Origin of the sequence: Enterococcus sp. DIV0703 (assembly GCF_051711065.1) — a bacterium.
Classification (GTDB): Bacteria; Bacillota; Bacilli; order Lactobacillales; family Enterococcaceae; genus Enterococcus_B; species Enterococcus_B hirae.
Genome location: NZ_JBIOLX010000001.1, coordinates 25,371 through 39,372, shown reverse-complemented (window position 1 = coordinate 39,372; position 14,002 = coordinate 25,371). Strand labels below are relative to the sequence as shown.

16 protein-coding genes are annotated in these 14,002 nt (G+C 33.3%); 2 read left to right on the top strand and 14 right to left on the bottom strand.

Features of this window, described 5'->3' with window-relative positions:
- Positions 1–25: 25 nt before the first annotated feature.
- From IGK81_RS00195 to IGK81_RS00145, 11 genes are all read right to left on the bottom strand, one after another.
- The gene (locus tag IGK81_RS00195) at positions 26–247 is read right to left on the bottom strand and encodes a hypothetical protein (RefSeq protein ID WP_001009054.1); all 222 of its coding nucleotides are present in this window, start codon (positions 245–247) and stop codon (positions 26–28) included.
- Complete coding sequence (locus IGK81_RS00190) at positions 244–516, bottom strand: hypothetical protein (protein ID WP_000055367.1); 273 nt, start codon at positions 514–516, stop codon at positions 244–246. The genes IGK81_RS00195 and IGK81_RS00190 overlap by 4 nt, the downstream gene beginning before the upstream one ends.
- Positions 513–1,697 (bottom strand): MobT family relaxase, encoded by a 1,185-nt coding sequence (gene mobT / locus IGK81_RS00185; RefSeq protein ID WP_000426691.1) that lies wholly within the window; start codon positions 1,695–1,697, stop codon positions 513–515. Before mobT ends, IGK81_RS00190 begins: the two co-directional genes overlap by 4 nt.
- A gap of 181 nt (positions 1,698–1,878) precedes the next feature.
- Entirely contained in the window at positions 1,879–3,282 is a 1,404-nt protein-coding gene (locus IGK81_RS00180; RefSeq protein WP_001130247.1) for an FtsK/SpoIIIE domain-containing protein, read from the bottom strand.
- Positions 3,283–3,303: 21 nt separating this feature from the next.
- On the bottom strand, positions 3,304–4,077 hold the full coding sequence (locus tag IGK81_RS00175; protein WP_000185760.1) for a hypothetical protein: 774 nt from the start codon (positions 4,075–4,077) through the stop codon (positions 3,304–3,306).
- Between the two features lie 9 nt (positions 4,078–4,086).
- Positions 4,087–4,464 carry a YdcP family protein gene (locus tag IGK81_RS00170; protein WP_001234189.1) on the bottom strand — a complete coding sequence of 126 codons (378 nt, stop codon included), beginning with the start codon at positions 4,462–4,464 and terminating at the stop codon, positions 4,087–4,089.
- Between the two features lie 20 nt (positions 4,465–4,484).
- Positions 4,485–4,799 carry a YdcP family protein gene (locus tag IGK81_RS00165; RefSeq protein WP_000421280.1) on the bottom strand — a complete coding sequence of 105 codons (315 nt, stop codon included), beginning with the start codon at positions 4,797–4,799 and terminating at the stop codon, positions 4,485–4,487.
- Between the two features lie 465 nt (positions 4,800–5,264).
- Complete coding sequence (locus IGK81_RS00160) at positions 5,265–6,431, bottom strand: helix-turn-helix domain-containing protein (protein ID WP_034697689.1); 1,167 nt, start codon at positions 6,429–6,431, stop codon at positions 5,265–5,267.
- A 36-nt stretch (positions 6,432–6,467) separates the two neighbouring features.
- Positions 6,468–7,187: a hypothetical protein gene (locus IGK81_RS00155; protein WP_034697686.1), complete on the bottom strand. Its 720-nt coding sequence runs from the start codon at positions 7,185–7,187 to the stop codon at positions 6,468–6,470.
- 804 nt (positions 7,188–7,991) lie between these two features.
- The gene (locus tag IGK81_RS00150; protein ID WP_034697681.1) at positions 7,992–8,543 is read right to left on the bottom strand and encodes a hypothetical protein; all 552 of its coding nucleotides are present in this window, start codon (positions 8,541–8,543) and stop codon (positions 7,992–7,994) included.
- A 374-nt stretch (positions 8,544–8,917) separates the two neighbouring features.
- Complete coding sequence (locus IGK81_RS00145; protein ID WP_034697678.1) at positions 8,918–10,366, bottom strand: helix-turn-helix domain-containing protein; 1,449 nt, start codon at positions 10,364–10,366, stop codon at positions 8,918–8,920.
- A 531-nt stretch (positions 10,367–10,897) separates the two neighbouring features.
- Between IGK81_RS00145 and IGK81_RS00140 the strand changes: the two genes are divergently transcribed.
- The gene (locus tag IGK81_RS00140) at positions 10,898–11,347 is read left to right on the top strand and encodes a hypothetical protein (RefSeq protein ID WP_034697676.1); all 450 of its coding nucleotides are present in this window, start codon (positions 10,898–10,900) and stop codon (positions 11,345–11,347) included.
- 512 nt (positions 11,348–11,859) lie between these two features.
- Here the strand turns inward: IGK81_RS00140 and IGK81_RS00135 are convergent.
- Both IGK81_RS00135 and IGK81_RS00130 read right to left on the bottom strand, forming a co-directional pair.
- Positions 11,860–12,000, bottom strand: a complete 141-nt coding sequence (locus IGK81_RS00135) for a hypothetical protein (RefSeq protein WP_164885437.1) — start codon at positions 11,998–12,000, stop codon at positions 11,860–11,862.
- Positions 12,001–12,090: 90 nt separating this feature from the next.
- Positions 12,091–12,672: a TMEM175 family protein gene (locus tag IGK81_RS00130; protein ID WP_010720484.1), complete on the bottom strand. Its 582-nt coding sequence runs from the start codon at positions 12,670–12,672 to the stop codon at positions 12,091–12,093.
- A gap of 217 nt (positions 12,673–12,889) precedes the next feature.
- Between IGK81_RS00130 and IGK81_RS00125 the strand changes: the two genes are divergently transcribed.
- Entirely contained in the window at positions 12,890–13,081 is a 192-nt protein-coding gene (locus IGK81_RS00125; RefSeq protein WP_063626391.1) for a hypothetical protein, read from the top strand.
- A 99-nt stretch (positions 13,082–13,180) separates the two neighbouring features.
- Here IGK81_RS00125 and IGK81_RS00120 read toward each other — a convergent pair whose 3' ends face one another.
- Complete coding sequence (locus IGK81_RS00120; protein WP_010720486.1) at positions 13,181–13,999, bottom strand: ZIP family metal transporter; 819 nt, start codon at positions 13,997–13,999, stop codon at positions 13,181–13,183.
- Positions 14,000–14,002: the final 3 nt, after the last annotated feature.

Sequence of the window (14,002 nt, the reverse complement as noted above, 5' to 3'; positions counted from 1 at the left end):
CCTATTTTATCATGAAAAATATCTGTTAAGCACCAATGATTCGGTTAAATAAGTTTAATAACACATCTTTCACGCCAGCTGCATTGAACACAAGTCCGACGGCGATTAAAGCAATAATCAAAAAGCCAATAAGTTTTGAAAATTCTCGTTTAAAACCTAAAAACAGTCCAATGACGACAATCGCTAACAATACCAATGACTGTGCATTATCCAAGAACCAGTTGTACAAATTCTGCCCAAAATTCATGTGATTGTCCTCCTTTCCTTAAGATATTTTTCTCGATAGTAGATATAGCTTTTTACACGCTTTAATAATTGAAAAGGAGTTAAATGCTCTCCATAAACAGTTATTCGACTGGTATAATTCTTATAAAAGCTCACTTTGTAAAAATCATAGGTATAGATGGTATCACCAGCTTGCCGTTTTCCCTCAATAATGAGAGACGTATATTTCCCTGTATTTTGTATATACGCTTGAAACCCTAACTTCTTTAATTCTTCTGTTAAGAGGCTCATGTAATCAAATCCTCCATGCCTAGATGTTGTTGTTCAATTAATTTCTCATGTTTTTCTGTCAGTTTGGCTTCATGAATCATGGTGGAAATAATGGTTGTACCGTTGAGAATATCTAAAATGCTTGCGACTTTTAATGTAGGGGCGACTTGATGATGTAACCAGTTCAATGTTCGTTCAAAAGAATAAGGTTCTGGCTGTATGGTTAGGCGTAATGCTCCACGATTTTTGCCGATAAACCATTCCCAGCGTTCATTGGTTTGCCAATCACTCCGTCGCTTGGTTTCGTCCTTATCGGCAAAGCGAATATAACGATTGATAATCTCAAACGCTGTTTTTTCTGCATTTTGATGTTCCAACAAATCTTTCATGGCTTGAGTGGCTCTGTCGTTTTTCAAACGAATTTCAAAGCGATTCTTTATTTCTGCGTCTTCTAAGGCAATATCATTTTTCACGTATTGCTCATAATCTTTCTCATATATACAGAAATAGACTTCGCTTTTTAATGAGCCAATATAAAGGGTGTTTCCCATGTCTGGTTTTTCATCACGGTGAACCAATTCACCACTGCGATAATTTTTAAAGCTCCGAAAGACGGAAATACATTCTTCCTGTTTACATTTCTTTGCCAATTCTGGAATATTCAAAATCCCTGTTTTATCGTTGATGGCTAAATCCAAGCGTTTGAAAATACCTTTATGTTCCATGCAATCTTGAAAGAAACCATACCAGCTCCGATGTTGAGCCAATAGAAAGTTTTCAAATTGCCGACAGCCTTTTCCTTTCAGTTCTAATAAAACCCCTTTACTTACATCATGAGAGACTAGGACAACAATATCACCGAAACGATAGTGTTCGGGATAAGAATAATAGCCAAAGTCTTCGTGTAGCATATAATCCATATTCAAGCGTAAAACCTCACCGATAATTTGAGACACATCATTGGTAGGGAATCGAATCCGTACATAGTCGAATAACATCTCCAATGGGTTATCGGGATTGAAGCGTTCCAAAGCGTTCAGTAAATCTTCTTTCACCTGTTGAGTAGGGACTGCCTTGCCTGTTTCAATATCCGATAGGTAAGGTCTGGTAATATGAGAAGCAACCGCCAGTTTATTTTGAGAAACGCCATAAGCCAGTCGCTTTTCTTTCAATTCCTTAATCCAAATTTTTTCGTTTTCCATTCGCAAACCTCCAATCTAAAAAAGATGTAAACTATGACCCTTGAGTTTACATCTTTCCTATTTTCCGCAATTCCTTGTACCATCAACATTGGTTGATGAGAATTGCCTGTTTTCAGTTGTATTTGTGCCCCCCTGTTAGGTAGAGGGGGCTAAAGGATTGGCGTGGCTAACGCCACACCAATCAAAGCAAGTCTGAACCTGTACCTTTCACTTCGTGCGGTACAGGCTCAGATTGCTTTTTTTGAATGACTTTTCCTATTTCTCCTAAGAAATCATACCTTTTTGGTACAAGGGGTGTATAAAACTCACTAATCACACTTTTTCCTGTATCCACATAACCTCTTCCCTTGATGGGTTTTAAGAAAAATTGTTTTTGTGTATCGCTTCCAAACATCATACCGAAGCCCATTTCAGACATACGACCCAAAGCCACACGGAAGTTAAAGTTATCTCGAATACCATCACTAAAATATTTTGCGTCTGGACGCTGACAGGCAAGAATTAAAAAGAAGCCTGCTTGTCGTCCGAGCATAACAATTTGTTTGAGTTTATTCATAACTTGTGCACTATCACGACCTAACATATCCATCATCGCCACATATTCATCAAAAATCAGGAAGTTCGCAGGTAGACCAAGATACGCATAATTTTCTCCTGTTTTGTAGTTCGGGTGTTGCTTCATGGTTTCACTACGGGCAATCATATCGTCGTAAAATTGACTAATACATGCCAGCATATCGTCTTTACGGTAATAGACATTATCTATGACCGCTCCTAAGTCTGCCAAATCAGCATTTTTAGGGTCGAGAATATAAAGCTTCGCATTTGTATGCAGGAGAGATTCAATCAATGTGAGAATAAAATAGGATTTTCCACTACCCGTGCCCCCAGCAATTAACATGTGAGGGAGAGAATCAAACTCCCAATAGACCGATTCCATCAATTTGACACGTCCATCTTGAGCTACCACATCTTCAATGCCAATTCGATTGCCAATGGTGTCATAAAGTAGAACATACTCTACATAAGAATCTTTCAACGTTTTTTCCACTAATTCACAATACAAGCCTGTTTCTAGTTTGTTTTCTAAGTGCAAGAGCTGATCTTGATATTTCCCTAAAGTGATTTCTACATGAATATGGATCAGTCCATCTTTCATTCGGTAATACATTTTAGGAAAATGGCGGATTCGTTGTTTGGTTTTCTTGCTGGATAAGTCTTTAAAGAATCCCTCTGATTGAGTTTCTTCGGCTTCATACCAATGGTTTTCTAAAATCATACGAGCTAACTTTTGACGGTGCTCTAACTGTTTTATAGAATCTATGCGATAGTGATAATAGAGCCAGCTGATGAGTCCGCATACAAAAAAAGCAGTGAGAATACTGCTCCAAAAGTATGGCGTATGCAGTTGATAGAAAAATGTATCTAACTGAACTGTTTGCCAATTCACCGATTGTAACGTTCTCCAATGAAAAGGGAGTAGAACGACTAGAAAAACTATCAGCAATGAAATCAGCACAAAATGATAGACCAAGTCCTTATCGTTGGCTTTGATTCGCTTTCCTCTGTCATGAAGCAATGGCATAAAAATCCTCCTTTCCATCTATCAAAATAATTGTGTATTGTAGATACGAGCCTGTTTATCAAAAGTTGGTTGAGAAATGGCTTCATATTTCCGATAAGCGATTCGCTTTTCAAAGCGTAAATCTTTTTCTTTCGGATAATAATGACGTCGATAGAGCGTGTGTCCTAACAGTTTTTTCGCTTCTTTTGTCAACGGATAGAGATAGCGAAACATGCGTCCATTGATTTTCTCAATCCCTTTGTATTCGCAAAATGCCTGGGAAAGCCAATGCTTTTTCTCTACCTGTTCAAAACGAGCATTTTCCTCTAATAAAAGGCGAGCACTTCGAGGGTGTATCTTTTCCCATGACTGTTTATCACGATAGACACTTGTCTTGAAATACCCGCAGTAAAAGAAGTTGGACGCTTGATAGACATAGCCACATTTTCCCTCAATTCCATCTGCCAATGTATATAAAAAATGACAGTCCGTATGTTCTTTCAACCACTTAATTAGAGCTGAAAGAGCTTGACTGCCAAAATAATTGGTTTGATTCATTTCTGGAAGAAAACACATCTTTCCAATTTCTAAATAATCTGTGGTTTGAAGGGAACTGTCGGGAAAGAGTTTGCGTATGGTTTGTAGGGGTTGCGTACCCCAGCCTAATTCCACAACGCCTAATAATTTTTCTTCTGAAAAAATCCCTAGAAAGTATTTACACAATCTAGGGAGTATCTTTGAATAATGGTATTGCCGAATAAAAGAAATGGCTTCATCTTTCGGAATTTCTTTCAAAATCAATGGTGTGTTTGTCATAAGCAACACCTATTTTTCACTTTCGGACGCTTCTTTTTTATATTTCTGATGAGGTTTTGTCTGTCCTTTTAATACAAGATCGTCTGCTTTCACGTACCAATCAACGTCTGCCCCTCGAAAAGTAGCCGTCGCTACGGTATCTGCCACAGGATTGATTAATTCCACTTCTGCGTTGTAGTCAAATTCTTTCAAAGGAACAGAAGCGGGGATACTGACTTGTATCATGCGTCCTTGTCCTTTTGATTTTAAGTCATAGGTACGTTCTTTAATTTCTTCGGAAACCGAACCATCTTCATTTTGAATACGAACCTCACGACGTAAAGCGGAAAATTTCAATGTGCCAAATGTCTGGTCTTTTTCAATCACAATACCTTCTGCTAATCTCATATTTTTTCACCTTTCCTTTCTTAAGCTTTCACCATATCGTCTGCGTGCATAATGTAATTGGTAAATCCTCTATTGCCAATTTTATAACCTTCTGCGGTAATACGTGGGTTGATGAGTCTGACTTTTTCGTCGGATTCAAAATGTTTCTCGCCAGCTTCGGAGGGAAGAATGACAACAATATCATCTGCTCGTTGAATCGTTGAGTATAAATTGTAGCTACGAGAGAGAATAGTTGGTCTGCCATTGACTCGACGTTGTTCAATATTCCCTTCACCAGCATATTCTAATTGACCAAATGTTTTTTCCATATTGGGAATGACATATTTTAATTCCATAAGTGTATCGTTCCTTTCTCACATAAAATATTTTTGGCTTACTTTATTCATTTAAAAATTTGTTAGTATCACAACCTTTCAAAGCATAAAAAATAGACGCTCATTATGAACGTCTATCATTTAAATGAATATTGAGTTTAGAATTCCATTTCGAATTTAATCAGGTCTGCTTAGGTGCAAATACTGCACTTTTATTGCACTTTTTATTTTTTTAAATATAATTTATTCGATTTTATACGTTTCCAAAATCCTTGATATTACAGCATTTTCGCTTATATGCCATACCCTTAAAACAGAGTGGGAATAAGAAACAACCCGCTAGAAAAGCCTATGTCATAGGTTTTCTAGCGGGTTTCTTTTAGTGTGATCACAGTTGGGTCACACTTGTGTTCATTATTCTTTTTTCTGTCGATAATGGATCCTTCGTTTCTAAAATCAAATCTATCCTTTGATAAAACTTGTAAACTATACAGAACCAAAATTAAGTTTCAAAACATTATTTAAATCTGTAAAATTTTCTTCTTTTGCAAAGGGACCGAAGAAATCAGGTTCAATCGAAAACATTTTTTCTAACAAGCTTCTATTCATCCTAAAATTATTTTCAATGCTTGATAAATCAGTTAACTTATTCGTTAGAACCAAGTTGAAAATACTTCGGATTTTTCCAGGACGCTTAAATACAATTTCCCTATCCAAGGGTTCTTCTAATCTGTAATTTTTTATAGCAATTTGTCGATAAAAATAGCTATGTTGTTTTGGTGTAAGAAATCCTAATTTATAAGCTCGCATTTCAAGAGCTTGAATGGATACATTGTATTTGGCCTTTAAAGAGATATAACTATCTGGATTTGATATCTTCTTTATTTTTTCTAAGTCTTTTTGAATAATTTCTGACGGCAATAAAAAACATGAAGCAAAATAATCTGCTTCTCTTTCTACTTGTTGTCGTTCATTTTTATCTAACAGAGAAAAGTCAACATACGGGTGTAGTAACAAATGTCCTAATTCATGAGCTAAATCAAAATTTCTTCTCACTGCCGATTTTTTTATACCTAATACAATGATTGGGACATCTTCTGTTGACCATGCACTATAAGCATCTGCCTTCCCACCAACATTTTTTTCTAAAACATAAATTCCTGACTTTTCTAATGATAATAATAGGTTACCATTATCAGATTGAATTTCTAAAAACTTTCTAGAAAGAGTAGCAATCTTTTCTATTTTCTCATTTGTTATTTCATCAAATAAAATTTCAGAACTTTTTTGTCTAAAATCTAATAACTTATTAGGTGGTACATTTAGAAAGCTTTCTAAATAATTAATCACTTTAGAAGCCACATTTAAATAGACTATCTCACTATTAGTTTTTTTTCTAGAAGAAATATCTGCTTTTCTATACGCAACATTATTTTCAAAAAAGGTCTTTTCAACACGGAATTCTTCAAAGAAAAAAGTGGATTTCACTTGCAAAATTTCTTTCATTTGTAAGATATTTTCAAATGATGGTTCTATCATTTGTTTTTCAAATTGCCATATCGATTGTTCAGATACTCGTAGTTTTTCTCCAAGTTCCTTACGTGAAAGACCATGCAACATCCTAATTATTTGCAGATTTTTCCCATAAAACATTGTGCTCTTCCTTTCTTAATACACTGCACTGGGAAACTAATTGGAGATTTCTTTTTCCTCTTTAGGAATTGTATAATCATAATCATAGAGATCACCAATTTCTTCTTTTTCACCAACTACAGCAGAATATTCTTCATCTTCTATAATTATAGACGTAGTTTGCAAATACGGTGTTAAATTTTGAATTATATGTAGTTCTTTTGTTTCGTCATCAGGTAAAACAAGTGAAACTGATTCTATCACTTTTGCCGTATTCGTTTTATAAACCACTATGTAAAAATTTTCATATTTTGATAACTCTTGTTCTGAAATCATTGGTTCTTCCAATGGAAGCTCTAATTGAATTGAGGTATTAGGCACTTTCTTTTGACCTTTACGAACTGAATTAAGGATAGGTTTATTTATCTTAGCATAATCAGACAAATATTTACTTACTTTTTTCTTTTTTTCTTTTGAGAAAGTTTGATTTAATCTATAGTCATTTTTTACGATAAAAAGAGAAGGTTTTTCTCCACCAAAGGAAAACTCTAAATATTCCCAACTTTCGCCTGCTTTTTCGCGTTTATTTTCTGCAAAATTAAAAGTTTTTCTAGCAACACCGTCATCAATAAAGTTCCCTTTTGTAAAAGCAAATCCAGCAGAAACTTTCAATTTTTCTTTCATCTCTTTACGAATATCTAGATATTCTTTGTAACCAAGTAATAACCCATCAACAACCAATTGTGCTTCTTCTGCATTTAGAACTTCATTTGCCATCTGTCCAACTCCAATCTACTTATATTTGAAGCAATTATATCCTATATTTTTTTAAAATTAAACAAAAGAATACAAAAAAGCTGTTTTTTTAAAGTGAGATTTAAAAATTAAAAAAATAGAAGTCATTATCAACATGTACTTCTATTCTTATAGTTCTAGACTGAAACAAATACAACATAGCAATAAAATAAATACTCTTTTCTTATTTTCATAGTATCACCTTAGAAGAAAACAAAGACGACAGTTTTCGCAGCCAAATAAGCAGTATTTCTACGAATATGGAACAAAAAAATTCATTTGCTTCAAAAAATAAGATTGATTATGTATTTTAAAATTTCGCTTTAATAAATGATGAAAGTGTCGCAAGTAATTTGTTTATAGCATTGAACAAAAAGGAATTGTTGAAGAAAGAAAAAAGTTTATGGATTAAGTTGCAAGAAACAGCAACAAGTGGCATTAGATAGATTATTTTTAAATAGAAATAAATTTAAAAAGAACTGTGAAGCCTTTGATATCAAAGGTGCTCACGGTTCTTTTTTTCAAACAATGAATCTTTATAACTCTCTAGCAAAGACAATCTACTTCCTGTTTTTTATAAATACTATCAAAGAGGATTATACCATTCATGTGAAGCCACCCAATCAACAAAAAATAATGATAGGAAGCATGTATTTTCTTTATAAAAATTACCTGCAGCCTTTTGATAAAATTCTTTCTATCTCCATTTCCAGTCAATCGTTCTAATTTCTTGCCACTCTTATCTTTGACAATCAATTGACTATTCGTATAAAATCGGAGATCTTGCTAAAAATAAAGAACGTAAAAAATCAGAAAAGCTAACTCGATGACCATAAAGTTAATAACTTGTTTTTTTCTTATTGCAGTTATCTTTTCGATATCTTCCCTGTCCAACAGAACGATTTTCAATGGATTATTGGGATGTTCATTTAGATAATTCTCCCAAAACTGCGCTTGGTTCTGACTTGACGGAGCGATTATACTAAGAAGTAAAATACAAAAGGTTAATGCAATGATAAATAGGAAACTAGTCGAAAAATCTTGATAAAGCATACTAGTGACCAAAGCGCCTATAATACTTGCAAGTAATGCAACAGTCAATAACATTTGAATACCTCTTTTAAAAGTGGTATTCAAATACATATTTTGATAATTTATAATTGCTGTTTTTCTCAGCTTTAAGTCCTCGTTACTAAGTTCGGGGAACATTTCACTCACTTTATTTTTTTTCTTCTTTTCCATAGCCATTCTTTGATTACGTAATCTAAAACCACAAAAAATAAAGACGGGTATCGCTATAATTGCATAAAATTGACTAACTAATCTCAGTACTTCCATTGAGGACCTCCATCTGTTTCCTAATTAATTAGTCCATAATAGCAAAGTACATTAAACTTTTCATTAATATTAAATGAGTAATTTTTACTGCAAACTTACTTGAATTACTACCAAAACAATGAGGATATATTTCTCTTCTCTAAAAGAACAGAAAGAAGTTTTTCTTCTTTCTGTCCAAATGATTCTAAGATTTCTCTTTACCAATATCATATCATTTAACAAAGAGCCCATAAAATTAGGTTAACTTTTAACCTATCTCTTCTTTTTGTTTCTTTTATCTGTGGAATATTCATTCACCATTGATCAGCGTTTCCCCTTATTGACCACCTATGTTCAAACTAACAATTTCTCAAAGTTAATAAATATCAAACACGCTATGTAATTTCTGTTCTTGTTTGTTGATAAAAGAAAATCAAGTTTTGAATTTCTCTTGATTTGGGATAAATAGAAATACCAAATATAGGGATATTAAACTGTCTGTTCAGCATCGTATTGGAAACAATACAATCATAATTTTCCTTATGTAGCATCTGATCTGTAACTACCGGGGTTTTGCTGGCTACAAAACGATATCGTCCCCCTAGATAAAGCTCAAGCTTTGCAATAATGTAGCTAGCATATTGTTCAGAATTGGTTACAATCAAAGCCCTAATTTGTTTACTCGTTTCAATCTTTTTTAGTAGATCATGCCAGTAGACAAGTAACAAAGCGACTAATTTTCTGGTAAATTCGTCATTTTTCATATACTTTAATAACTCTTTTTGATCCTTGTTAATCAAATAATTCTTTAGTCCTACTTGAATACTTTCGATTTCTGGAAGTATCTGTTTTAAAAACTGATGATGTTTATCATATAAAATAAAAGAAAGATTTTCCATATAGTCGCCATCATTAATTATTTTATAGCAGATTTCTTGTCGTTCTTCACATTTGATCTGATATTTTATTTCCAAATAATCAAGCAATATCCCAACCATCTTTGTTAAATAAGGTTTTTGTTGGTAGTCATCGCTGCTGTTCTGTATATCCAGTAGCGAACAAACAAACGGCTGTTCAAAGATGTATTTTATCAGATCCTGATCCTCTTCGAGAGATAACCATAAAGAAGTATTTTGCTTCTCATTTGATTCTAGGCATAAAAGATTATTCTGCTCTTTTTCAATGAATTGTTTTTCATTTTTTACTTGGTAAATTTTCATAGCAATATAAAATAAAAGCTGATTATGTTTTCGGTGTTCCAGTTTACGAATTATATCTTGAAGTTGATTATTCGTTATGTATTTTAAGTATAATTGACGACTTTTTTGACAAATTTCTTCATTGAAGGCCTCTTCTAAACACACATATTTTTCTAAAAGTAACTGGATCGTCAACTTTTCAATTAACTGTGTATTTCCCGTTAATCGAATCAATCCTCGAATTCTTAAGTGATATTGCTCTAAGGAAAGGTTGATGCGCTTCACCATTCGTCTTAAAGTGCTCTCTGAAATAAATAGTTGTTCCGTTACTTCCAAGTAGTTCGTATATTTATTTAACACGATTGCTTCTAAAAATTGATACTCAATCGATTCATTCATAATAATTCGGTAAATATATTCTTCTGTGACATGAGGAGCAATTTCTGCAAATATCCCATTCTCACGATCAGTATGTATATTAATTTCTTTTGCATAAGAATCGATATCCATCAAGTCATTTCTCAATGTTTTTGAAGAACACTTTAATTGAGATTCTAAATCTTGAAAGCGATAGGTTTCTCCTTCAAAAAGCAATTCCAGTAGAAGTAACTGTCGTTTCATTTTTTTCGATAAAATATTTAACATTTACTTCCTCCCCTCTTTTTACCAACTATAAAAAAGCATTCACTTTTTTCTATTTGAATGTTCCTATTTATATTTTAAAGAAAATTTTTAACGAATTAGAATTTTTTTTTCAAAAAAATAGTAAAAATGGGTATAAAAAATATGAAAAATAAGCAATCCTATCTACCTATTTTATAAATAGATCATTTATGGCCTTTTTTTGCCCTTAGACCTTGCAAATAAACAGAATGCTGATCTTGCCAACAGAAAATAGTATCATTCGCCTTCTCATTTTAAAAAATAACTAAATAAATTATTTTAGCGAAATAAATTATTTGATTGAAACATTTATTCAGTAAAATAAACTGCTAAAATTAAGTATTTTATGCTTTATTTTTTTTATATTTAAATTTATACTGTTTTTAAAGCAATTAATTAATAACAAAAATTAATAAAAAAAGGCATATATTATACCATTTTAAATGATTAAAAAACTATTTTTATCATAAATGTACTTTTTTACATCATAACTGTTAGATGGGAGTGTCCAAGGTGAAGAAAACAATTATTATAGTTAGTAGTTTTTTAGGTTTAATTGCTTTATTTTTTATGATTGAATACTTTGCTTCTCCTGTAAAAGATGTTACTTCAAAAGCTGAAATGAAAATGACTACTGGAGCCAAGATGGAATATGTGCCAACAAAAGATGAACTAGTAAAAATTGAAGGAGATCAACTTCAATTACTGAGCATTTACACAGTAGTTGGTATCCATTTCGACAGACATTCTTATGTGACGTTAGCAAATGCCGAACAAGAAGAAATCAACTTTTCTATTTCAATTATAGACAAACAAAAACAGACATTTTCAATCCCCGCCATACAATTCTCACCTCAAAATTTACAGCTCTCTGATTCTTTTGGCTTAGCAAAAAAAGAAGCACGCTACTTTGCTTATAAAAAAAATTATCCTGTCGCAAGTGCCACTCATACAACAGACTGACCAATTAAATATACCTTGTAGGGGTATATTTAATTGGCTTTTATCTTTTTCAATGGAAAGAACCTCGAATAACTTTTCTGTTTATTCTTTTTTCTTCTCCCACTCGACCATTGATCTTTTATACTAACTATTTAATTCGAGACGGCTTGTTCCCTTTGTTTTTCGTCATTTTTCCTAATTTATTCGATCCTTCCTGTGAAGAAAATAAACAAATTATTAAATCCGTTATTTTAAAAAGATAAAATAACGCTATACTCAAAAACTAAAAGTTATTTAATCAGATGGATTAATCTATATAAATTGTTATCTGCCTATTCATTTAATATTTATACAAAAATATTGTATAACTGCTTTTATCAATAGGTTGGAACTTTTCGTTTTCGTTATACCCTGTGGAAAACTTTCGGAACAGATTACCTCTCTGATACGTATCTGTGTATAATTAGATACAACGAATCCCTGATCTTTCAATTCTTTAGACTGAAAGATCAGGGATCAAAAATAAACGCTACTTACTTCTTTAATGCTACAACAAATGGAATCATCATAGATAACAAAATAACCGATAAACTACATTGCCGATGATCTATATAGATAAGGATCGTTATCATGCTCGTAGTTAGACCGATATTCAATTTTTTTTGATTGATCATAAGCATCCCTCTTCAAGGAAGATTTTCCTCTAGAAGTTCGACCATTTTTTTATCTTTTTGTTATATTTCTCTTAATTTTTTTGTACATCTTTAATTACTATATTGAGATTCGATTTTACGGCTAGGAATCAACCAACCAAGTAAAATCACAGCATTCGTTACTAAAACAGCTATTGGTGTAATGACATAGCCTAAAATAATTCCTAAAATATTTAACCCAATTGACCAGTAGGATTTTCGATAGTTATCTAGTAATTCTTTGATATTCTTTTTATTTTTAGGATCAGACTGAACCAACTCTCTTGCTAAAATATAGTAAGCAATATTAGCTCCTAAAGTTACTACACCATATGTGATTTCTGGCGCTAAACTATGACTATACTCGCTGATCCAAGACGTAACAAAGGGAAAAAATGATAAAGCAAAGATAAAAAAGCTATTCGCCCATAAAACTCGCCAATTTACTTTATGAACGACTTGAAACATATGATGATGATTATTCCAATAGATGACCAATGTAAAAAAGCTGACAATATAGATCATAAAACGATATCCTAAGGCACTTAGCGCTTGCCAAGTGTCAGTGTTTGGCTGGTGAAGCTCTAAGACCAAGATAGTCATAATGATTGCGATAACTGCATCGGTAAAAGCTTCTAAACGATTTTTTGGCATATTTTTGCCTCCTTTTCTGACTTATTGTAGTAAAGATAGCTAGAAAAAAGCAACTAAATCAGTCTATAGTTGGAGGTAACGCTCACTCTATACTGCTATACTCAATGAAACAAGAGGATTTAACTATCGTAGTTCTCTAATAACTAAGCTAAGTTCTTAAGTATATTCTTATTAAATTTAACTTATTTTGGGAACTAGCAAGAAATGAGGGGTTTGTATGGGACAAAGAAATACTTTTTCAACTATTTTCATGCTAATAATGGTATTGATTATAGGTAGTTTTGTAATTAGCCTTTTTACTAGTATTTTATGGTTTGCAATTAAATTACTCATTCCTATTGCAATCATTATTTGGCTAATTCGTGTAATTTCTGGAACAAATCGTCGACATCATCGAAAATATTACTAATATTGAAAAAAGCAGCACACGACAGATTCCCCAGTCTTGTGCTGCTTTTTTCGTTGTATTTTTTGTCAGTTGTTCAAAATGATATATCATTTGATGGTATTACCCTAAAGCTACATCTAGTACCATCATAATGATAAAACCTAACATCACCCCAAAAACGGCAAAATGTCGTTTACTTGATAATGTTTGTTGGGCTTCGGGAATTAATTCCTCAACAACCACATAGATCATCGCACCTGCTGCAAATGCCAGTGCATAAGGTAAAAGGATGGTTACTCGTGTCACTAGCACCGCGCCAATCACACCTGCGATCGGTTCAACAATACCTGAAGCTTGTCCATATATAAATGCCTTTGTTCGACTCAAGCCTTCTTGTCTTAAAGGAATCGAAACAGCTGCACCTTCCGGAAAATTCTGAATTCCAATACCCAATGCAACCGAAATGGCTGCCAAAACGGCCGCTGTTGGATTATCGGCTGTACTGGCAGCCCCAAATGCCACCCCTACAGCCAAACCTTCAGGGATATTGTGCAAGGTGATCGAAAAGACTAATAAGATTGTTCGTTTTAAATGCGTAGGTAGGCCTTCTTTTTCGTGCTGTGGGCCAAAGTGCATATGGGGAAGCGTTTTATCAGCGATATAAAGAAAGACACCACCTAATCCAAAACCAATACTAACGACCAGCCAAGCGATATCGCCATTTTCTTCAGCTTTTGTAATCGCTGGATCAAGCAATGACCAAAAACTAGCAGCAATCATGACCCCCGAAGCAAAACCAAGCATGAGATTCAATACTTCTTTTTTGATTTCTTTAAAGAAAAATACCAACCCAGCCCCCAGAGCTGTCATAAAATACGTAAATGCTGTCCCCGCTAATGCTTGTTGCCACGGGGCTAAGCTTAGTAGCCATTCTGTCATTTT